Consider the following 21370-nt stretch of genomic DNA (forward strand, 5'->3'; position numbering starts at 1 on the left):
AATTTACTGCTGCCATGCGGGCCTGGTCGGAAGGGCTGATCAAGGGCAAAAAAGCCCTGACCCGGTTTGGTACTGCCATGCTGGTTAATGTCATCAATGGGATCGGCGGGTTACCCACCCGCAATTACCGACAGGGACGGTTTGAACTGGCGGAAAAACTGTCCGGAGAGGAACTGGAGGCCAGGGCTACCGCCCGGGGTGGCCGCACAGCTCATGCCTGTCACCGGGGCTGTGTTATCCGCTGTTCCAACATCTATCATGATGAACAGGGCCAGTATCTCACTTCCGCACTGGAATATGAAACCCTCTGTCTCCTGGGGTCCAACCTGGGGATTGGAGATATTGATGCTGTTGCCCGTTTTGACCGGCTCTGTGATGACCTGGGCATGGATACCATGGAAACAGGCGCTGCTCTGGGGGTAGCCATGGAAGGCGGTCTGCTTGCCTTCGGTGATACTGCCGGGGTGGAGGAATTGCTGAAAGAAGTGGGGGCCGGGACAGTGCGGGGCCGTCTGCTGGGACAGGGAGCGGCTACCGTTGGCAAGGTGCTGGGGGTAAAAAGGGTACCTGCAGTCAAGGGCCAGAGCCTCTCTGCCTATGATCCGCGGGCCCTCAAGGGAACAGGTGTAACCTATGCTACCTCGCCCATGGGAGCGGATCATACTGCCGGGAACTGTTTGCCAGGCCGGGGTGGTCTGGATACAAAGCAAGCTGCTGGCCAGGTGGACTTAAGCCGGCAGCTGCAGATAATCAGTGCTGCCTGTGATGCTCTCGGAGTATGTATTTTTGTTGGTCCCACGCCGGATAACGTGGGTCCCCTGGCCCAGCAACTTACCTACTTCAATGGCAACAATTGGCAGGAGCGGGATTTGCTGGAGCTGGGCAAAGAGGTACTGGCCATGGAACTGGAATTCAACCGCCAGGCCGGCTTCGGACCGGAGGATGATGACCTGCCCGCCTTTTTCCGGGAAGAAGTTTTGCCGGAAACGGGTACAGTTTTTGATTTGCCTCAATCCCAGCTGGCAGAGGTGTTTAGTGATTTTTTTCGTCCCGGGGGCAGCGGATGAGAAAATAATGCAAGGTGGAAAGAAGTTGCTTCCGGTAATCGGGGGGAGAATCCCCCCTTTTTTTGTGGGAAAAAGAAAAAAACTGTAGTATAATAAAAATTAAAAGGAAAAAAACCTTGTAAGTAGAATATACAGTTTAATATCCTGAAGCATATTGAGGTGAGGGCATGCGAGTTGGACAGGCAATTGCCATTGGATTAGGAATTACCCTGCTGGAAACCCTCTTCCTCCTGGCTGGATTTAACAGCAACCTCTGGTTAACCGGTGGTTTTCTGGCGATAATAAACGGAGTCGGAGCCTACATCGCTCTGGATTATGCCGCCAGGCGCAGGGTTGTGACAGTACGGTTGGATGACCAGCCGGTGGACCCTACACTGCAAATCGCCAATGAAACCCTGCCGGTCTTGCGCCGGGGGCTGAATGAGGAAACGGCCCGCAAGACGGCGGAAATTATTCAGAAGATCTCTGATGTAGCCGCTGTGGCCATTACCGACCGGGAAAAGGTGCTGGCCTATGTGGGAGCCGGGTGTGAACGACATCAGCCGGGACGTTTGATTTTGACCCATGCCACCAAACAGGTGATTGCTACAGGTGAACTAAAAATCGTAGAGAACAAGGAGAATTTGCGCTGCCCGGTCAAGGATTGTGACTGTCCCCTGGAAGCAGCGGTTATCGCCCCTTTGAAATGCCAGGGGAAAGTGGTGGGATGTGTCAAGCTCTACCAGACCAAACAGGGCAAAATTCCGCCCCATGTCATCAAACTGGCAGTGGGGATTGCCCAGCTTCTGGCGGTACAGATGGAACTGGCGGAGCTGGACAGGCAAGCCCAGCTGGTGACCAGTGCCGAGCTTCAGGCACTGCATGCCCAGATTAACCCCCATTTTCTTTTTAATACTCTTAATACTATCATTATGTTCAGCCGTACCAATCCCGAAACAGCCCGGCGCCTATTAATCCGCCTGGCCGCTTTTTTCCGCCATGCCTTGAAAAAACATCAAATGTTCAATACTTTAGAAGAAGAGCTGGAATATGTCAATACCTATCTGGTTCTGGAGAAAGCGCGTTTCAGGGAAAAGTTAAAAATCCTGCGGGATATTGACCCCGAGTTATTGCAGTATCAGGTGCCGGTGTTGACCATCCAGCCGCTAGTGGAAAATGCCATCAAGCATGGCATTACACCCAAAATGGGCAAAGGAGCAGTGCAGATTTCTGCCCGAAAGGTGGATGGTGAGCTGGAAATCGTGATCCGGGATGATGGAGTGGGCATACCCAGGGAAAAACTGCCCCTGGTTCTGACCCCTGGTTATGGCTCTGGCAACGGGGTAGGTTTGTCCAATGTCCATGAACGCCTGAAAGGCCTGTTTGGGGAAGACCACGGCCTGAAGATAGTCAGCGAAGAGGGCAAAGGCACTACTGTTACGGTACGGGTACCCTTACTGAAAGAGAAACATGTGGGAGGGGAAAGGCATGAAGTTGAAGGCTTTAATCGTAGATGATGAATATCCGGCCCGGAAAGAGCTGCGTTTTCTCTTGCAGCAGTTTGATAATGTCGAGGTGGTAGGGGAGGCAACCAATGCTCAGGAGGCTATGACTCTGATTAAGGCCCTGGATTACTCCATTTTGTTCCTGGATATTGAAATGCCTGGCATGAACGGCCTGGAGCTGGGGGCCCGAATTCGGGAATTGCCCAAACCCCCCAAAATCATTTTTGTTACTGCCTATGATGAATACGCAGTTAAGGCTTTTGATGTCGAGGCCATTGATTATCTGCTCAAACCCATTGATGAAAAGCGGCTGGCCCGGGCTATTGCCAAAGTGGAAAAAGCCATCTTGCAACAACAGCAAAAAGCAGATGAAGCCGGAGCGGAAGAAAGGGGTGCTGATGATGGACCAGCTTTAGGTCCGGTGCCCGGCAATATCAAAATTGACCGCATTCCGGCGGAAAAACAGGGTAAAACGGTGCTGGTCAATGAAGCGGATATCATTTATGCTTTTACAGAACAGGACTATGTTTATATTAAAACCTTTTCGGACAGACTTTTTACCAGATACACCCTGAAGGAACTGGAAAAACGCCTCAATCCCCAGGTCTTTTTCCGCACTCATCGTTGTTATATTGTCAATTTGCATAAAGTCAGGGAAATTGTGCCATTCTTCAATGGCACCTATACCTTGATCGTAGAAGACCAGGAAAAAAGCGAGGTTCCCGTCAGCCGGGCCAATGCCAAAAAACTGAAGAAAATTCTCGGCATGTAGGTTTGAACAGCTTACCCCCAGCAGATGCGCTGGGGGTCGGCTTTTGCGGAGGTGGGAAAGTGATTGTCGGCATCGGTACCGATATCATTGCCATAGAGCGCATCAGGCGGGCAGAAGAAAAAAGCGGTGGCCGCTTTAGCCAGCGGGTGCTGACGGCCGCTGAAAAAAGGATTTATGAAGGACGGCGGGATAGGATGGCTGTACTGGCAGCTCGTTTTGCTGCCAAAGAGGCGGTGGCCAAGGCGCTGGGGACAGGCCTGGGAGTGGTCTCCTGGCAGGATATCGAGATAGGGCGTAGCGAAACAGGCCGTCCGGTGGTGAGACTGACCGGGGAGGCGGAGCAGCAGGCCCGCCGCCTGGGCATAGGGGAGATTCAGCTTTCCCTATCCCACTGTCAGGACTATGCGGTCGCTTTTGCTCTGGCTCTAAGGAAACCAGGAGGTGTTTGAAATGCTGGTTTTGAAACCGGAGGAGATGAGACAGCTGGATCAGCTGGCGATAAAGAAGCTGGGCATTCCTGGAGCAGTGTTGATGGAAAATGCCGGAGTCCAGGTGGTACAGGCTGTGGAAAAATTGCTGGGGGAATTACGGGGCAAAAGGGCTACCATTCTGGTGGGCAAAGGCAATAATGGTGGGGATGGACTGGTAGTGGCCCGCCATCTGCTCAACCGGGGTATGGAGGTCAAAACCTTGCTTCTGGCAGCTCCTGAGGAAATCCGGGGCGATGCCCGCCTCAACCTGGAGATATTACATAACCTGGGTTACAAAGTCCATTATGCCGGGCAGCCGTCCAGTCTCAATACCGTCAAGGTTGCCCTGCTCTATACCGATATCATTATTGATGCCATTTATGGTACCGGTTTTCAGGGCTCGGTGCCGGAATATATAGGTCAGGTTATTAACCTGGTCAATGACAGCGGGAAGCCGATTGTGGCGGTGGATATTCCTTCCGGGGTAGAAGGAGCCAGTGGGCATGTTCACGGTCCGGCGATCAAGGCTACTGCTACCGTCACCATGGCCTATCCGAAAGTAGGGCTGGTGGTAGAACCGGGAGCCAGTTTCTGCGGTCAGCTGCTGGTGGCGGATATCTCCATACCAGCGGTACTGGAAAAGGAAGTGATCGCCCGGCGGCAGTTACTGCAGGGTGAACTGGTAGCCAGCTGGCTACCCCGGCGGGCTGCGGAAGGCCATAAGGGTACCTATGGTAAGGTGGTAGTAGTGGCGGGGAGCCGCAACATGTCGGGAGCTGCGGTGCTGGCCACTCTGGGCGCCTTGCACGGAGGAGCAGGCCTGGTAGAGGTAATTGTCCCCCGTTCCCTGCAGGACCGGGTGGCAGTGGCTGTACCGGCAGCCCTGACCCGCGGGGTAGAGGAAACCCCGAGCGGGACCCTGGCGGAAGCGGCGCTGGAGGAAATCACCGCTGGCCTGGCGGGAGCCCAGGCGGTGGTAATCGGGCCAGGACTGGGACAGGAGGAAGAGACCGGCCGCTTGTTTCGCCAGGTACTGGAGCGGATTGGTTGCCCGACTGTGATCGATGCGGATGGGTTGAACTACCTGGCGGCAGCAGGGGAAAAACTGCAATTGCCTCCAGGCACTATTCTTACTCCCCATCCTGGCGAAATGGCTCGTCTCACTGGCCTAACCACTGCTGAAGTACAAAAGGACCGGCTGGCAGCGGTGGAACGGGCCTGGCGCAACTGGCAGGCGGTAATAGTGCTGAAAGGCGCCCGTACCTTGATTGCGGCCGGGGAAAACTGCTATTATTTCAATCCCACCGGCAACCCCGGTATGGCTACAGGGGGCAGCGGGGATGTTCTGGCCGGTTTGATTGGGGCTTTGCTGGCTCAGGGGCTGTCGCCGGAACAGGCAGCAGCAGCAGGGGCCTGGCTGCATGGCCGGGCTGGAGATCTGGCCCGCGAAGAAATGGGAGAGCTGGCGTTGACAGCACTGGATGTGGTAAATTATTTACGGAAAGTATCCCGGGAAATTTGGCAGTTGGGAGGTAGTAAGCTATGATGGCCAGGGAAATAATGACCAGGGATGTTATTACTGTGCATCTGGAAGATTCAGTGGAAAAGGTGGCCCGCTTGCTGGCGGAAAAAGGTATCAGCGGAGTTCCGGTGGTAAATGATGAAAATAAACTGGTGGGGATAGTGACTGAAGGGGATTTTATCGTCCGCAGCAAGAAATTGCGGGTACCTACCTATTTTCAACTGCTGGGCGGGGTCATCTATTTTGAAAGCCCGCACCGGCTGGAGGAAGAATTGCGGAAAATGACTGCTACCAGGGTCAAGGATATTATGACCGAGGATGTAATCAGCATTGTAGAAGAAACACCCATTGAGGAAATTGCCACTATTATGGTGGAGAAAAAAATCAACCGCCTGCCGGTGGTGCGCAATCACAAGGTAGTGGGAATTGTTTCCCGCTCGGATCTGGTAAAAGCGATGGTGGGAATGAAAAAACCCCACCACCATGGGGAAGAGAGGCAGGGAGAATAATGCATTGCCGGCCGGTTTGGGCGGAAATAGATTTGGGAGCGATAGGACATAATGTGCGGGAACTCAGGCGGGTAACCCAGCCCCGGGCCAGGTTGATGGCAATTGTCAAGGCCAATGCCTATGGGCATGGGGCGGTGGAAGTGGCACGGGTAGCCCTGGCTAACGGAGCAGAACGCCTGGGGGTGGCCCTTTTACAGGAAGCCATTGAATTGAGACGGGCCGCCTTCGGGGTGCCCATCCTGATTCTGGGCTATACGCCTCCTGATGGGGCTCTGGATGTGGTTAAATATAACCTGACTCAGACTGTTTTTGATTACCAGGGAGCAGAAGCCCTCTCCTGGGCAGCAGTACAGCTGCGCAAAACCGCCAAAATTCATCTTAAACTGGATACCGGCATGGGCAGGCTGGGGTTTGTCACTACCAACCCCCGTTCCCTGGAAGAAATTTTGCGGATAGCCCGCTTACCAGGGCTGGAAATCGAGGGGATATATACCCATTTCGCCTCCAGTGATAGCAAGGATAAAACTTCGGCTCTAAGGCAGCTGGAGCTCTTCCGCAACTTTGTAGACCAGCTGGAAAAGCTGGGACTGGAAATTCCTCTTAAACACACTGCTAATAGCGGGGCTATTCTGGATATGCCCTCTGCCCATCTGGATCTGGTACGGGCCGGGATTGCCCTCTATGGCCTGTACCCTTCCGATGAAGTGAAAAAGGAAAAAGTGGCCCTGCGTCCGGCGATGACCTTGAAGGCGCGCATCGCCTATGTTAAGGAAGTGGGGCCTGGCAGCGGGATCAGTTATGGCTCAACCTATGTCACCAGTGGCTGGGAAAGGATTGCTACCATCCCGCTGGGTTATGCTGACGGCTATAACCGCCGGCTTTCCAACCGGGCCGAAGTGCTGATCAAAGGCCAGCGCTGCCCGGTGGTAGGGCGGGTTTGTATGGATCAGTTTATGGTGCGGGTCTCCCATCTGGAGCAGGTAACAGCCGGGGAGGAAGTGGTCCTTTTTGGCCGGCAGGGCCAGGCTGAATTGCCGGTGGATGAACTGGCCAGCATGCTGGATACTATCAATTACGAGCTGGTTTGTGCAGTTAGCAGCAGGGTGCCCCGCATCTATGTCTAAAACCAGTCCACAATCCAGGGAGCCAGGAAGGAGGTTAGGATGGCTGCCACTGCCATGGCTACTCCGGCCAGGGCACCCTGGGTTTCGCCTTCCTGCAGGGCAATGGCTGTGCCCTGACCATGGGAAGTGGTACCCAGAGCCAGACCCCGGGCAGCGGCATCATTTATTCCAGTTTTATTCATCAACCAGGGGCCAATGGCAGCGCCGATCATGCCGGTAGCCACCACAAAGGCTACGGCCAGAGCGGGATCACCTCCGATAATCCTGGCAATTTCCAGTGCGATAGGTGCTGTTACTGATTTGGGGGCCAGGGAGAGCAAAATGGTGCGCTGCAGCTGAAAGAAAAGGCCCACTCCCAGCACTGTAAACATGGAACTGACAGCTCCAGCGGCTATGGCTGTCAGGTAGCCGACCAGATTGGTTTTAAGTAGACGGCTATTGCGATAAAGAGGGACGGCCAGGGCTACTGTTGCGGGACCAAGCAGAAAGGTCATGATGTCCCTGGCCTGTTTATAATCATCAAAAGTGAGATTAAAACTGCTTAAAACGAGAATTATGATGGTGGTGGAAACAATCACTGGATTAAGCAGAGAAATCCCGGTGCGCAAAAACAGCTTGCGGCTGAACCAGTAACATAAAACAGTGAGGGTGATGGAAAAAAAAGTAATCACTGGCCTTCAATCTCCTTCCGGCCCAGACGCTGGGCAGTATAACCTGTTACCAGGATGGTAACAGCGGCACTAATTAGCAGGGCCAGAAAAAGCTGCAGGCCTGCCTGCCGGAACAGATGCCCCCAGGCCATCAGGCCAACGGAGATGGGAATAAAGAAAAAAGCCAGGTGTTTAAGTAAAAGGTTTGCTCCTGCTTCAATCCAGGCCAGGGGGATAAGGCCACTGACCAGAGCGAAAAACAGCAGCAACATGCCCAGCACGTTTCCCGGGATGGGCACATGGGTTAAGGAGGCCAGATAGTTTCCCAGTTGATAAATGCCATATAACAACAGCCACTGGCTCAGGATCTTCAACCATTTCTGCAACATCCATTCCACCTCCTGGTAAGACTTAACCCTTATTTTACTGAAAAATTCAGGTAATTTCAATTATAAATTAATCCCCTGGTCTTCTCTACGGAAGAGCCAGGGGATAATTTCCATGCTTTATTCTTCCAGGGTAGTCAGGTCACCGGGATCCTGACCTAGCTCCTGAGCTTTCAGTAAACGGCGCATGATTTTGCCAGAACGGGTTTTAGGCAATTTGGGGACAAAATCCAGTTCAGAGATAATTACTATGGGGCCCAGTTCATTGCGGACGTGGTTGACCAGCTCTTTTTTCAATTCCTCTGTCCCCTCATAACCCAGTTTCAGAATGACGAAAGCTTTCAGTACTTCCCCTTTAACCGGATCGGGTTTGCCGATAGCGGCTGCCTCGGCTACTGCGGGATGGCTGACCAGAGCGCTTTCCACTTCCGCAGTACCGATGCGATGGCCGGCAATGTTCAGCACATCATCAGCCCGGCCCAGTACGGTGAAATACCCTTCTTCATCTTTCACTGCCACATCCCCGGTCAGATAATAGCCGGGAATAGTGGTCCAGGTTTTGCTGTAACGTTCATCATCACCGAAAACAGTGCGCAGCATGTGGGGGAAGGGGTTTTTCAGGACCAGCAAGCCGCCTTTGTTAGGAGGCTGGGGATTACCGGCTGAATCCACTACATCGGCCACCACTCCCGGCAGGGGGACTCCCACTTTCCCTGGTTTGGCAGCCATGGCTGGCAGAGTGCCCAGAGTGGGTCCGCCCAGCTCTGTTTGCCACCAGTTATCCACGATGTACCCGCCCTGGCTGGAAAGCAATACTTCATAGGCCCAGCGCCAGGCCTCGGGGTTCAGAGGCTCGCCAGCACAGGTAATCAGGCGCAGGGAAGTCATGTTGTATTCTTTGGGATAGGTATCCCCGTATTTCATCAACAGGCGTATGGCAGTGGGGGCGGTAAAGATAACGGAGACCCTATATTTTTCTACTATTTCCCAGGGAGTGGCGGGACTGGGATAATCCAGGGCCCCTTCCCGGAAAACGGTGGTAATGCCCGCTACCAGGGGCGCATAGACAATATAGGAATGGCCTACAATCCAGCCAATATCGGAAGTACACCAGAAAATATCATCATCCTTGAGGTCCATGAAAGTCCGGGCATGATAGTAAGTGCCCACCATGTAGCCGCCGTGGACATGCAATACTCCTTTGGGTTTACCGGTAGTGCCTGAGGTGTAGAGAATGAAGAGAGGATCTTCTGCTTCCATAACTTCGGCGGGACAATCGGGTTTGTGGTTGAAGAGGGTGAGGAAATCCACTTCATTGTCTTTCAGGGGCACTTTTTCGGTTTTACGCTGCCAGAATATCACTTTTTCAACACAGCTAACCCCTTCCAGAGCTTGATCGACTATGCTTTTGAGATCCACTTCCTTGCCGCGGCGATAACCGATATCGGCAGTGATCACCAGTTTGGCCTGCGAGTCGTTAATCCGTTCCCGCAGGGCACCGAAGCCGAGACCGGCATAAACCACACTGTGGATAGCTCCCAGCCTGGCACAGGCCAGCATGGAGATTACCCCTTCTAAGGTCAGGGGCATGTAGATAATGACCCGGTCGCCTTTTTGCAAGCCCAGGGCTTTCAGGCCATTGGCAAAACGGCAGACCCGGTCATAGAGCTGGGCATAGGTTAGAGTCTGTTCACTGCCATCTTCACCCAGGAAAATAAAGGCGGCCTTGTTTTTCCGCCAGGTATTGAGGTGCCGGTCCAGGGCATTATAGGTAATATTGCATTTCCCCTCGCTAAACCAGCGATGTTTGGGATATTCCCATTCCAGGACTTTTTCCCAGGGCGAAAACCATTCCAGCTCAGCTGCTACTTTGCCCCAGAATTCCTCCGGCTGGCTGACGGAATAAGGATAGATTTCTTCGTAATTGGGCAGGGCAGCATTTTCTTTAATTCTGGCCGGGGGCTCATATTTTGTTTCTACCTGCAACAGGTTATCCAGCTTAAGATCTTCCAAACTGTCCACCTCCAGTGATAAAAATCTTTCTTACCACTATTTTTGGCTAAAAATATAAAAAAGTGAATAAATATGCATTAAATCAGCAAAAAAGGGAGGGGAACAGTCGCTGGCGCGGGGTAAAAAAATTACCAGCCATTTACCTTTAATTGAGCTACCATTCAATATATAATAAAGAAAGACTATGAATGGGGGAGGAAAGAACCATGGATTTGCTCACAGCATTAGAAGAAGCATTGCAGGAGGAAATAGAAGCCCAAAAAAAATACCGGGAAGCAGCTGCCCAGGCAGCCGATCCCGAAACCCGCTTGCTCTTTGAACAATTGGTTCGTGAGGAGGAACAGCACGAAAAACGCATTCGTGAAAGAATAAAAGCGGTCAAGCTTTTAGGCTATTAATAAATGGCAGATAAAAAGAGCATAAGGCCAAATAGGGCAACCAGGAGAGCCAGGGAAATTCTGAGCTTACTTCTGGCTGCTGAGTGGCCCTGGAATTTTTCCGCGGAAAAATGGGTAACTGCTACAGCAGCACTGGCAAAACCCACAACTACCGCTAGCTTGAGCAGGGCCGGAATGTGATGAAAGGTGGTTTCTGGAGTCAGGGTTTTCCAGATGGACAGGCTATAATAGATAACCACTATAAACTCAATGAATGCGGCCGCTACTTGCAGGGAGAGGCCTTCCTTCTGGAGCAGCACTGTTTCATTGGCATGAATCAGTTCTACCTGGGTTTGGACTACATCAATGGCGGCTTTGGCGTTCTGGAGTGAAAGCTGTAATTGCTGGGAAGTATTATGGAAATCTTTGAGCTGGTTACTGAACTCAGGCAATACATCTGTTAACAGTGCTTTAGGACCGGCGCTTTCTTTGGTTAAACGCAGGAGAATTTTGCTCTGCCGGTTGATATCCAGCTGTAAAGTGGCTTCAATATTCTTGAGTACCAGGGCATTACTGCCCAGGGTGCCATAGAGCTGGGCCAGTTCCTGCAGGGTTTCTTCCCAGAAGAGGCTTTTTTCTTTTTCCGATTGCTGTTCCAGCTGTTTCTGTTTATGCAGAATGCTGGCCAGGCGGCGGTCGATTTCCCGCTTGTCTTGAGTGATCATTTTTCTCTGGTCTTTAAACAAGCGCAGCTCCTGGTTCAGGCGAAAAAAGCCCAGATCCAGCAGGGGTAAGTCCCTCAGGGCCAAAGGCTCCAGGGAGCGATCTGCTACAGGGAGCAGGTGATAATAATGGTGCTGCCTATTTGCATAGTTATGCCGCAAGAGGCCATATTTGGTGACTGTAGTGGCAGTCTCCTGCAAAAGCGGCCGGGGCAAATCCAGTTCCTCTGCCGGAGCGACGACCAGGGTAGTCTGGCCCAGAAGATAATCAGCATCTTCGGGTGAAGTCACCACTTCGGGCAGAAGCTGGGCTGGTGAGCCTTCCAGCCATTGTACGACAATCGTTATGGTTTCAAATTCGAACAGAAGTGCCCTGCCGGCGGGAATGACTATTTCTTTTAACAGATTAAGTTCATTTTCATTGACCAGATCGGCCCAGGCAGAAGGAGATTCTGTACCTAGCTGGCGGTTACTCAATTGTTGCCAGAGGTTGACGATTTCTGCTTCGTCCCGGGAAAACAGATACTGATAATGAATAATACCGTTTCTTGCCATCTTTTGCCTCCTTTCCCCTGGCATAAAGTATATCATTTGCCACCCGGGGAAGCAAAGGGGTATAATAGATTTAAGTATATTCAGAGGAGGCGGGTGTATGTATACTGACCAGGAACTTAAGGCAATTCTGGATGAGATGCGGACAATTGCCATCGTGGGCATTTCCGACAAAGAAGACCGGCCCAGTTACCGGGTGGCAAAGTACCTGCAGGACCAGGGGTACAGGATCATTCCCGTCAATCCCCGTTTGCAGGAGGTGCTAGGGGAAAAAGCCTATCCTGACCTGAAGAGCATTCCTGAACCTGTAGATGTGGTGGATGTTTTCCGCAAACCGGAAGAAGTGGTGCCAGTAGCCCGGGAAGCAGTGGAAATCGGGGCGAAAGTTCTCTGGTTACAACTGGGGATTCAAAATGAGGAAGCGGAAAAACTGGCTGCTGCAGCAGGACTTAAGACCGTAGCAGATCGTTGCCTGAAAATAGAACATGCACGTTTAATGGAGAGGGGTTAATCGATGCAAGTTAGCTTGGAGTGTGTACCCTGTTATTTGCGCCAGGTATTGAATGCCATGCAACACGGTGAGATACCCGCTGAAGAACAGGGTAAAATACTGGACCAGATTCTCCTTGAGATTCCGCAGCTGGACAAGACTGCCACTCCGGCTTTAAACTCTTCCCTGTTATTGCACCGTTTGCAGGAAATGGCCGGGGTCGGGGATCTTTTCCAGGAGGCCAAGGAAAAATCCAATGAGCAGGCCCTGGCCTTATTACCCCTGCTGCGGGAAATGGTCAGTGAGGCGGATTGGCCGCTGGAACTGGCAGTTAAGCTGGCTGTAGCCGGTAATATAGTGGATCTGGGGATATTGCAGGATTATGACCTGGAGGCCAGCATTCGACAAGTTTTACATGAACCTTTTACCATTTACCATCTCCCGGCACTGGCCCAGGATCTGCGCACAGCCCGGAAGGTGCTGATTATCGGGGATAACAGCGGGGAAATTATTTTTGATTCTCTGCTGGTGGAACAACTGCTTGCTTTGGACCTGGAGGTAACTTACAGTGTCAAAGCCGGGCCCATTCTCAATGATGCTACCCGTGAGGATGCGGAAGCTGCTGGCTTGCCCCGGCTGTGCCGGGTGATCGATACCGGAAATAATTTTCTCGGCGTAGTTCCCGAACATTCAGGACAGGAGTTTTTACAGGCCATGGCTGAAGCTGATGTGGTTATTTCCAAAGGCCAGGCCAATTATGAGTCTCTGGAGGGTACGGAACTGGCTGGTGAAAAAACGTATTTTTTGCTCAAGGCCAAATGCCCACTGGTAGCAGCTCATCTAGGGGTTGAACTGGGCGACCTGGTACTGAAAAAGAATGACTTGAGGCGGTAAAACTCATGAAGAAAAAAGGCCTGTACTTTATTGGAATTATTATCCTGTTAGCTGGCGCATTCTATTATTTTTGGCCGCGACCGGGGGTACAGCCTCAGTTTCAGCAACAACCGGTAACAAGACTGGGCGAAGAAGGCCGGGTTGCAGTGCTGGAATATCATGATTTTAATTGGCCCGGAGGGTTTAGTATCTCCGGCGAGCAATTTCGCCGTCAGCTCCAGGCACTGCGCCAGGCAGGCTATACTCTGGTCACCCCTGAAGAATTTCGGGACTGGTTACAGGGAAAAAAGGAGATAAAGGATAAGAGCATTCTCCTCACTATTGATGATGGTTATGCCAGTGTTGCCGAGATTGTTCCCATTCTGCGGGAATTCAAAGCGCGGGCCCTGGTCTTTCTGGTTACTTCCCGTACAGGCAAACCGAAATTGACTGACGCTCAGCTGCAGGAGTTTGCTGACGTTCTACGGCCGGAAAGTCATACCCATAATCTGCACTATCAAGGGGAGATCAGACCGGGGAAAACAGGACCAGCCCTGACCTCCCGTCTCTGGCTGGCTGCTGAAGGTCGCCAGGAGAACAGGGATGAGTATAAATTGCGCCTGAGAACCGACCTGGAAACAAGTCTGGCTACTTTACTACCAGTTAATAAACGGCCGGAATTTTTCGCCTATCCCTATGGGGTAAGCAACAATGATGTAATTCAGTTATTGAAGGAACATGGAATCAAATTTGCCTTTGGTACCAGGCCTGGCCTGGTCACTCGCAAGAGCGATCCCTGGTACTTGCCCCGTTTTGAGGTAGGCATGCCGTCCTTTACCCCGGAACGGCTGCTGGCCATGCTGGAAGTGGAGTTTGGCAAGAGGGAAGCCTTCAGTGGCTGGCAACTGGCTGGCATTGATAACTTCCAGCCCAGGATTTTCTGGCTGGAGGAAGGCCAGGTACGGGAAGCCCTGCAAATTACCGGGCCGGGCTGGAAATTCCAAAAAATAACCAGGGACCAGCTGGGACCATTTCGACGCTGGCAGTTGAGCTGGGAAAAAGAGAATGGGGAAAAACTGGCCATCGACCTTTACTCTGTTCCAGGCGGGGGCATGTACCTGCTGGAGTGGACCCCTGCTAATCAGGATAGTAAGTTAGTCTACCACTGGCAACGGGTAGGGGAAAAGGGGCCCTGGCAGGTGCGGACCATATCCTATCGGCCCTCTCAGTATGGCCCTTACAGTCAACTGGCTTCAATGGTTACTACCAGCTCCTGGCCTGCTCCAGACGACAAATGGCTGGCCCAACCCAACCGCGGCTATTTCTGGCCGGGGCAGAAAGGGGAAGTCTATCTCAGTCGCGGTGACAGCTGGGAGGTTCTGCAGGAAGATACCCGCAGGGAACTGGACCCAGGGGCCAAAGTACAATTGCATAGCAACCAGTATGGTACTGCTCTCTGGTATTCCGTTACCGGGCTAAAACCCGGCCAGGCTTACAGCCAGTGGGGTGCCGTTGCCAGTGAGCAGTTGCTTAACTGGGAGAATCAGATTAGCATTGCCGATGTGCGTCGGGCTGATGGTGACCGTTATCGTAAAGTTTTACGCGATGGGATCTATAACCAAACCCCGGGTGGATATGAGCCCGGGGGGGAGCGGGTCTTCTGGCGTATCCCCGCCCAGCATGTGGGCATGATGGCATTAGACCATGATGAGGTATTTTTCCGAAACCTGGTTGCCCTCAGCCTGTTTAATGCCGTTGAGCGCCAGAATCAGGCTGGGATCTGGCCGACAGAACATCTTGTTAAAAATTTGAAAGAAAAATATGGTCTGGACCAGCCTTTCTTTGATACGCGCTTTAATACCGATACCGGTATGTTTTTATTAAAGGTGTATCGTCAATACCAGATTCAGGCTGCCCGCCAGAAGGCGGAGCAGTACGGTAAATATCTCTGGCTCTATGTGGAAAATAACCATTTTACCACTCAAAACAAAGGCTATCTGGTTTATGATTACCAGAATCTAACGGCTAGCAAAGTAATTACCCATACCAGTATCAATCATCAGCTAGCCGAGATCAACTTTTTCCTGGAACTGTATTTGTTAACTGGTGAGGAGGCCTGGTTGACTCAGGCAGAGAAAATGCTACAGGGCATCAGGGATATTGGTACAGCCTGGATTAAACCAGATGGAGATTTGCATTATGCCTACTTGCCCGATGGCAGTTTGGGCATGCAAGATTATCCGCTGGTAACCCTGAAGGATTTGTTGTATACCCAGGAGCTGCTGTTGAAAATCAAAGGGAGTCGAGATCCCTTGCTGGACCAGCTGATAAGCAGCAAACAGGCGTATTTACAAAAACAAAAACTAGGACCGCAATAGTGCGGCCCTAGTTTTTTGTTTCTTCAGCATATTGCAAAATCCGGTTGAGGATTTCTTCCCGGCGCTGATTGATGGCGGTGAAATCCATGGCGGGAATGTAGTAGGTTTCCATGCGGTCATGTTCGGCTTTGGCTTCTTTAATATATTTAACCGCCCGGTAGAAAGAGGTCCAGAAACGGCCTTTAACACTGTCGATTTCAGTAGTATAGAGAGATAAACGCTGACGATTGAGATAATCATTTAGATTATAAATTGTAGCTGTTGCCGGCAGCTGCAGGTCTGAGGGGATATTGCCATTGATAACTGCCACTTTCAAGGCGGGGATGATGATCCCATCCAGTTTGATCGGGTCAAAGGAGCAATGATAGGCCTGGCAGTCCAGTCCTAGCAACTGGGCCCTGGTCAGGAGCCGTTCGATCAGGGTGGATTTGCCGGTGCCTGGATCTCCTTGCAGGACAAAGATTTTATCAACACCAATCAACAAGGTATCCCAGCTGTTTACCGGGCCGAGGGGTGTGATGGCTGAGGCAAAAAGGCGACGGATTTTGGCGGGACGGATAAACTGGGGTTTAATATCAGCAAAGATTTCCTCTTCTAGTTTGAGGGTAAGGCGGTTAACCTGAGGAAAATTCTGGCTTTCCTGCAGATAGGATTCCCATTCATCCAGAACAATCTTGGCTTCCGCCAGAGCCTGATAGGCGATGGCAAAGAGGCGGCCCACCCGGGCATTGCTTTCCATGATGGCAGTCTTATTGGCCCGCAGCATATCTTCCTGCCAGTGGTCACCGAGATGGATGATTTCGTCTACTGCCCCGGGGTTTTTGGGATCAACCCCATGGGGGGCGGTGAAAACATTCTAATTTTCCAGTTACCTACCAATTCAAATGGGCATCTTCAAATGGGCATCAGTTGGTGCCTTGGTAAACACAATAATGGACGTGTCTGTAACCTCTACACGTTTAATCAGCATTCTGATCAAATACTGTTTTTCTTCTGGTGCAAGATTATCAATATGTGTTGCGTATTTAGCGGCAAGTTGCTTCAGTTCCTGCAGTTCAGCTGGAGTGCTACGATTGATAGCCTCCATCAGCTGTCTGTATTTCTGCTCCAGGAATGACATTCTGTTCGCAATTTCCTTCAACCTTGGTTCAATGTCTTCGTCGTTGATTAAACCTTTTTGGTATAGGTTGAGGACCCGCTGTTTTTCCTCCTGAATCTGGCTGATTTTAGCTGTGACTTCCTGCAGGTTTTTCTCCAGTTGTAATTTATTGGTCGCCTTTATACTGTTCAGTTCATCAGACAGGATTTCCGGGCTTTTAATAACTCTTTCAACCCAGGACCAGACGGCTGCTTCCAATTTGTCAGCATTGTGGTTACGGGTAATACACTTCGGGGTATTGGGTTTGCCAGGACTTTTGGCGGTACAAACATAGTAGCGCAAAGGTTTTTTGTTGCTATTACGGATCAGATTGCCATGAATAGTGCTGCCACAGGCACCACATCTGACAATGCCGCTCAATAAATAAAAGGCCTTGCTTAAGCCGGGACGAAGTCGCCGCTGCAAGTCCAGGTTTTCCTGCACCTTCTGGAACAACTCCGGTTCAATGATGGCCGGGATGGGGATAGGTATCCACTCATCCTGTGGACGAATGCTCCGCTTTTTCTTTTCGCTTTCCGGGCGGTACCGGTTATGTTTTACGCCTTCAGTATTGTGTTTGTTAACGTAATAGATTCCAATATACGCCTGGTTTCTCAGCATTCGACAGATAGTAGCGCGCTGCCAGGTTCCACCTTTTGGAGCAGGTATTCCTTGCTCGTTCAGCATTTCTACGATGCGGTAGGAATTATTGCCTTCCGCAGCCCAGGTGAAGATTTGCTTTACTATTTCTGCCTGTCGGGCATCAACATGAAAAGCATCTTCTACAGGGTCAAAAACATAGCCGAAAGGGGGAGCAGGGTGGGTTATCTTGCCTGATTTGGCTTTCTGCAGTTTTCCGCGGCGGCTGCGTTCCTTGATTTTCTCCCGTTCATACTCGGCAATTGCACCTCGCATACTGTAGAAGAGGCGACCTTCCGGAGTATTTTGCCAGTCGAAGTTGACGAATTCGAGCTTGGTTCCGCGTCGTTCGATTTCCTCGGTGATCATCAGCTGGTGTGACAGGTTTCTGGCGAGCCGGTCCGGATCCAGGCAGATGAAGTAGTCAACCTTTGTTTCTTTTAACCTGTCTCTGGCCGAGCTTAGTCCTGGTCTGTCCAGGATGCTGCCGGATACGCCTTCATCTGAAAATACTTCTACCATGGTGCAGCCCAGGGCATAGGCCCGGTTTTTACATGCCTCAATCTGAGCCGGGAGGCTGTACCCATGTTTCGCCTGGTCTTCTGTGCTCACCCTGACGTAAACTATTGCCCTCATTGCCAGCCTCCATTTCTATGATTTTTTGCAATAACCAGCGAATTGCCTGGCGAAGGTAGGTGTCTGTATTTTCGGTAGATATTATTATGATATCATAATCCTGGGCCATAGCCATCACCTCATTAGAGCATATGATGGCCATGGCTTGGCTAATTGCTGGTTTACTTGGTTACGTATACAAAAAATGGAGCACAGAGCTCCATTTTTATGCTTTTATTACTATTTTGGTATCTTTATGTTCAGAAAGTTGGTCCCACTCTCGATGTTTCGCCAACATAATATTTAATATGCTTGTACACTTAACTTTGAATGTTGCCGACACAAATGGCAATCTCGGTTCACCCTGTATCCGACCATTAGTTTCATCTCTTGCTGGTATAAAATGTCGTTCCTCTGTAACCAGTGTTGCCCCGTGGATTTTGGCTATAGCTACTAGCATAGGGTCGGCTTTTCTTAAGAAATTTTCTGCTTGATGGAGTTCATAGCTGCTTCTTACATATTTATCTATATCAGCCAGAACATTGAAAAAAGCTTCGTTTTCTTCTAATAATCTGATTTTGCCTCTTTCGTGAAGTGACTTAAGTAGGTCTTTTTCAACTCTTGACGACTTATCAGATCTATTAGATTTTTTTACTACTTCATCATAAACCTCTCTAGTGATTACTAGGTTCCCAGAAGAAAAACCTTTTGTGTACCAATGTTTAAGCCATTCAATTGTTTCTTTGATATCATTATGATGTAAAGCAAGGCTTAAAGCTGAGCATTGTGCCTTATGGAACGGAGTGATGATAGCATTAGAATCAAGAAGGTACATAAGCCGATCTCTCCATGAAGGCCATTGCTGTCGGTAGCCTTAAATTTAATAACGAAGCCATTTCCTTAGAGCTAATTTCGCCGCAAAGAGCAGCATCAAGTACGGTGCGTACAAATTTTCTACTGTTTCTAATCTCAAATGTAAGCCAAAAATTGCCACTTCCTTTTGGTTGCTTCATTTTACTATTATTCTTTTGTATCTGTTGCAAGGTTTTAGCATATTCATCATAGGAAATAAGGTTTAGCTCTAATGCCCTTTTCAATGTTGCCCATGCACTTACCTTAAATACCTTGGCTGCTCTTTGGGCTTGCTCATATGGCTCTCCGTTCCAAGCATTTTTGAAGTCCGCTTCAGGCATCAAAAGTTCAGCAGCCACTTGGTCACATAAGCGCTCTAAGTGTTCATCAGGTTCATGCGAATCTTCAAGTTCGGCGTCCAGAACGCTTTCACCAATCCATACGTGGACAAGTTCATGCATTAGAGTAAATATCTGCCGCACTAAAGGATCCTGGGTGTTCAGAAAGATAATAGGTGCAACACGGTCGGCGATTACAAACCCTGAAAATTCTTTAGGGTCGAAGACACGGCGTGTATTTGTGCCTACGTAGCCTTGACGGAGGACCAAAATCCCGGCGTCTTCTATTTTCTCAACTGCCAGTCTGAGGAAGTCCTGCCAAGACCGGGCATTTCTTTGCAGTTCCTGAATAGGGATTATCTGTAAAATAGCTTGTTTAATCGTTTCTACCTCATACTGATTAGAAAGCCAATTTTGGAAAAATGGCAAAGGCGTATTACGGCGGTATTCACGCCACCAATCATGCTTTCGCAATGCATCGTATACTGCTTCGACAAGCTCTTGGCTTGGCTCGTTTCCTTTTTTTAATCCACGCCGAAAATCTTTCAATGGTAATTCTATTTGTTCTGGTGGCGGTAAAAGAAGTTGACTAAAAGCAATATGACATAAATCAGCTAACTTCCTTGCCTGGCTATATGTTGGCTTTTCAGTTCCATTAAGCCAATGCCTTATTTTTTCTGGTCTTACATTTAAGGACTTAGCAAGTGCTTCTTCCTTAAGGTTTGCCCAATTCATTGCCCAGCGGAGGGTTTCTGGTATTATTGGAACTTGAATTGCCACTTTTGCTCCCTCCTTTAAGCGATAAAATTAGCCTTCTCACTAACATAATACCATTACTATTTTTCACAAACAACATACATATTACGTTGCGTTTCTTCTTTTGCTTTCCCAATATTCTTCTGCTAATGGTTCGAAATTCCAGCTGATGTGGCCATTATGCAATTCCTCAACAGCTTTCTTTATCACTTCAAGTGGTACTTTTCATATCCTGGGGAACAAACTAATTAACATTAATCTCTTGTTTGTTTTTATCTTTTCTAACTAATGCCATAATTCCTGCAATAAATATTAATATGCCAGGAATTATGTAAAAAGCGGATATTGAGATTACTCCACCTATTGATGCAATCAAAAACATTATACCGGCAGTTTTTGGCTTACTTTTGACCATTACAGATCCAACTATAGCTAAAATACTCAATAATGCGGCGCTCCATCCTAAACTTACTACTGTTCCTGCTCCTTGGGCATTAAATGCAGAACCAACCCCTCCGATAAATAGAGCAATAAATGAAGCTATAAGTCCCAAAATCCCACCCAATAAACCTAATATTAATTCTGCTGTTCTACTCACAAAAATGACCTCCTTAATTATTGCAGTTTAAATATTGCTTGTCCAAATCCAAGTAAATTAGGTTCAAAAATAAATTCTAATCCCTGAGCCTTTTTAGGGACTTCGTATACTATTTCGCCTCTCATTTTTCTTCCTGGTCCAACCTCGCCATCTAAACTTCCTTTAACGTTATCAAGAATTGTTTGATTATAAGAATAACCTTCTGAATCAGCTAACTTGAACATCATTAGTGAACTAAGTGCGGCAGATTCGTTGCCTAAATTCTCAATAGCTGCATCAATAATAATGAATATATTACCTGATTCTGGCTTAAAAAGTTGAGTGCCATTTGATTTTTTTACTGAGTTGACTGTAATGGCCAAATCTCCCATTTTAACCTTTTCGCCAACTTTGAAATATTTTGGCTCATTTTTTATAGGGGCTTGGGTTGATTGGTTTTGTGCATTACCAGGCTGTTGTTCAACCTTTTCAGGTGTAATTGTTTGCCCACAACCGCTTAATAACCCAATAAGAAGAATAATAGTAGCTAAAGTTTTTTTCATTCTCTTTACCCCCTTAATTTTTAATGATATTGCTGTTCTAATTATGTATTAATAATAATCACCACCTCCTTCAAAAGCTTGGCCAAGATATTATTTCAAAAACTATCCTGATCCAGCCAAATAGACCAGTCCAACTTCTCTAGCGAATCTTTCTGCGCTTTTCTCTATTAAATATCGCTGCATATCGACCCCGATTACATAGGGGATGACCGGCATATCTTTTAGGATATGGTTAATCTCATGGAAGATGATATGCCTTCGTCCTTCTGGGGATAGGTCTTCGCTAACAAAGATATGATAGACCCCTTTCCTGGACTTATAAACAAATCCAGCAATGCCAGGTCCTAGCTGAACCGCATGACAAACTGCTTTACCAGTGAATAATTCGCTTATCTCTTTCATATTAACCATGCTGCTGTCACCTTTTGTTGAAAAATGTCGAAAACCATAAATTAGCATGAAACCCGCTACCTGTTTTTTAACAAGTAGCGGGTTAGTTTATT

At 49.3% G+C, this 21370-nt stretch carries 22 protein-coding genes; 11 read left to right on the forward strand and 11 right to left on the reverse strand.

The genetic code is table 11. From position 1 onward, the window contains the following. The 7 genes from ULO1_RS07800 to alr all read left to right on the forward strand — a co-directional run. Nucleotides 1–1067 (forward strand): aldehyde ferredoxin oxidoreductase C-terminal domain-containing protein (locus ULO1_RS07800; RefSeq protein ID WP_200806947.1); only part of this gene is annotated, 1067 nt, incomplete at its 5' end. Between the two features lie 167 nt (nucleotides 1068–1234). Then, a complete protein-coding gene (locus ULO1_RS07805) occupies nucleotides 1235–2563 on the forward strand; it encodes a histidine kinase (RefSeq protein ID WP_078664518.1) in 1329 nt (442 codons plus the stop codon). Further along, nucleotides 2535–3323, forward strand: a complete 789-nt coding sequence (locus ULO1_RS07810; protein ID WP_078664519.1) for a LytTR family DNA-binding domain-containing protein — start codon at nucleotides 2535–2537, stop codon at nucleotides 3321–3323. Before ULO1_RS07805 ends, ULO1_RS07810 begins: the two co-directional genes overlap by 29 nt. A gap of 59 nt (nucleotides 3324–3382) precedes the next feature. After that, on the forward strand, nucleotides 3383–3772 hold the full coding sequence (gene acpS / locus ULO1_RS07815) for a holo-ACP synthase (protein WP_079907703.1): 390 nt from the start codon (nucleotides 3383–3385) through the stop codon (nucleotides 3770–3772). Between the two features lies 1 nt (nucleotide 3773). Next, complete coding sequence (locus ULO1_RS07820; RefSeq protein ID WP_079933324.1) at nucleotides 3774–5339, forward strand: NAD(P)H-hydrate dehydratase; 1566 nt, start codon at nucleotides 3774–3776, stop codon at nucleotides 5337–5339. Then, nucleotides 5336–5824: a CBS domain-containing protein gene (locus ULO1_RS07825; protein WP_078664522.1), complete on the forward strand. Its 489-nt coding sequence runs from the start codon at nucleotides 5336–5338 to the stop codon at nucleotides 5822–5824. The genes ULO1_RS07820 and ULO1_RS07825 overlap by 4 nt, the downstream gene beginning before the upstream one ends. Continuing rightward, on the forward strand, nucleotides 5824–6948 hold the full coding sequence (gene alr / locus ULO1_RS07830) for an alanine racemase (protein WP_078664523.1): 1125 nt from the start codon (nucleotides 5824–5826) through the stop codon (nucleotides 6946–6948). Before ULO1_RS07825 ends, alr begins: the two co-directional genes overlap by 1 nt. Here alr and ULO1_RS07835 read toward each other — a convergent pair. From ULO1_RS07835 to acs, 3 genes are all read right to left on the reverse strand, one after another. Continuing rightward, nucleotides 6945–7619, reverse strand: coding sequence for an LrgB family protein (locus tag ULO1_RS07835; RefSeq protein ID WP_079908057.1), 675 nt, complete (start codon nucleotides 7617–7619; stop codon nucleotides 6945–6947). The genes alr and ULO1_RS07835 overlap by 4 nt on opposite strands. Next, nucleotides 7616–7987, reverse strand: coding sequence for a CidA/LrgA family protein (locus tag ULO1_RS07840; protein WP_242946696.1), 372 nt, complete (start codon nucleotides 7985–7987; stop codon nucleotides 7616–7618). Before ULO1_RS07840 ends, ULO1_RS07835 begins: the two co-directional genes overlap by 4 nt. Nucleotides 7988–8104: 117 nt before the next feature. Beyond that, nucleotides 8105–10006, reverse strand: a complete 1902-nt coding sequence (gene acs, locus ULO1_RS07845; protein WP_318262671.1) for an acetate--CoA ligase — start codon at nucleotides 10004–10006, stop codon at nucleotides 8105–8107. A gap of 197 nt (nucleotides 10007–10203) precedes the next feature. On the opposite strand from acs, the gene ULO1_RS07850 reads away from it, so the two are divergent. Further along, nucleotides 10204–10395 carry a ferritin family protein gene (locus ULO1_RS07850; protein WP_159071917.1) on the forward strand — a complete coding sequence of 64 codons (192 nt, stop codon included), beginning with the start codon at nucleotides 10204–10206 and terminating at the stop codon, nucleotides 10393–10395. Here the strand turns inward: ULO1_RS07850 and ULO1_RS07855 are convergent. Then, on the reverse strand, nucleotides 10392–11651 hold the full coding sequence (locus tag ULO1_RS07855) for a hypothetical protein (RefSeq protein ID WP_079933325.1): 1260 nt from the start codon (nucleotides 11649–11651) through the stop codon (nucleotides 10392–10394). The genes ULO1_RS07850 and ULO1_RS07855 overlap by 4 nt on opposite strands. 97 nt (nucleotides 11652–11748) lie before the next feature. Here ULO1_RS07855 and ULO1_RS07860 point away from each other — a divergent pair, with 97 nt between their 5' ends. From ULO1_RS07860 to ULO1_RS07870, 3 genes are read left to right on the forward strand one after another with little or no spacing between them, the layout of a single operon-like run. Next, entirely contained in the window at nucleotides 11749–12159 is a 411-nt protein-coding gene (locus ULO1_RS07860) for a CoA-binding protein (RefSeq protein WP_078664527.1), read from the forward strand. Nucleotides 12160–12162: 3 nt separating this feature from the next. Next, a complete protein-coding gene (locus ULO1_RS07865; RefSeq protein ID WP_079933326.1) occupies nucleotides 12163–13032 on the forward strand; it encodes a DUF89 domain-containing protein in 870 nt (289 codons plus the stop codon). Between the two features lie 5 nt (nucleotides 13033–13037). Next, nucleotides 13038–15389, forward strand: coding sequence for a polysaccharide deacetylase family protein (locus ULO1_RS07870; RefSeq protein ID WP_079933327.1), 2352 nt, complete (start codon nucleotides 13038–13040; stop codon nucleotides 15387–15389). Between the two features lie 7 nt (nucleotides 15390–15396). Here ULO1_RS07870 and ULO1_RS07875 read toward each other — a convergent pair whose 3' ends face one another. From ULO1_RS07875 to ULO1_RS07905, 7 genes are all read right to left on the reverse strand, one after another. Beyond that, nucleotides 15397–16155 carry a hypothetical protein gene (locus ULO1_RS07875; protein WP_079933328.1) on the reverse strand — a complete coding sequence of 253 codons (759 nt, stop codon included), beginning with the start codon at nucleotides 16153–16155 and terminating at the stop codon, nucleotides 15397–15399. A gap of 114 nt (nucleotides 16156–16269) precedes the next feature. Then, nucleotides 16270–17802, reverse strand: coding sequence for a recombinase family protein (locus ULO1_RS07880; RefSeq protein ID WP_079933329.1), 1533 nt, complete (start codon nucleotides 17800–17802; stop codon nucleotides 16270–16272). A gap of 205 nt (nucleotides 17803–18007) precedes the next feature. Continuing rightward, nucleotides 18008–18616 carry a DUF4411 family protein gene (locus ULO1_RS07885; protein ID WP_079933330.1) on the reverse strand — a complete coding sequence of 203 codons (609 nt, stop codon included), beginning with the start codon at nucleotides 18614–18616 and terminating at the stop codon, nucleotides 18008–18010. Then, the gene (locus ULO1_RS07890; RefSeq protein WP_079933331.1) at nucleotides 18603–19751 is read right to left on the reverse strand and encodes an XRE family transcriptional regulator; all 1149 of its coding nucleotides are present in this window, start codon (nucleotides 19749–19751) and stop codon (nucleotides 18603–18605) included. Before ULO1_RS07890 ends, ULO1_RS07885 begins: the two co-directional genes overlap by 14 nt. A gap of 220 nt (nucleotides 19752–19971) precedes the next feature. After that, the gene (locus ULO1_RS07895; RefSeq protein ID WP_079933332.1) at nucleotides 19972–20325 is read right to left on the reverse strand and encodes a DUF4064 domain-containing protein; all 354 of its coding nucleotides are present in this window, start codon (nucleotides 20323–20325) and stop codon (nucleotides 19972–19974) included. 17 nt (nucleotides 20326–20342) lie between these two features. Beyond that, nucleotides 20343–20867: a DUF4352 domain-containing protein gene (locus ULO1_RS07900; RefSeq protein WP_079933333.1), complete on the reverse strand. Its 525-nt coding sequence runs from the start codon at nucleotides 20865–20867 to the stop codon at nucleotides 20343–20345. Nucleotides 20868–20969: 102 nt separating this feature from the next. Further along, nucleotides 20970–21278, reverse strand: coding sequence for an ImmA/IrrE family metallo-endopeptidase (locus ULO1_RS07905; RefSeq protein ID WP_079933334.1), 309 nt, complete (start codon nucleotides 21276–21278; stop codon nucleotides 20970–20972). Nucleotides 21279–21370 lie beyond the last annotated feature (92 nt).

It is taken from the genome of Carboxydocella sp. ULO1, from assembly GCF_002049255.1.
Classification (GTDB): domain Bacteria; phylum Bacillota.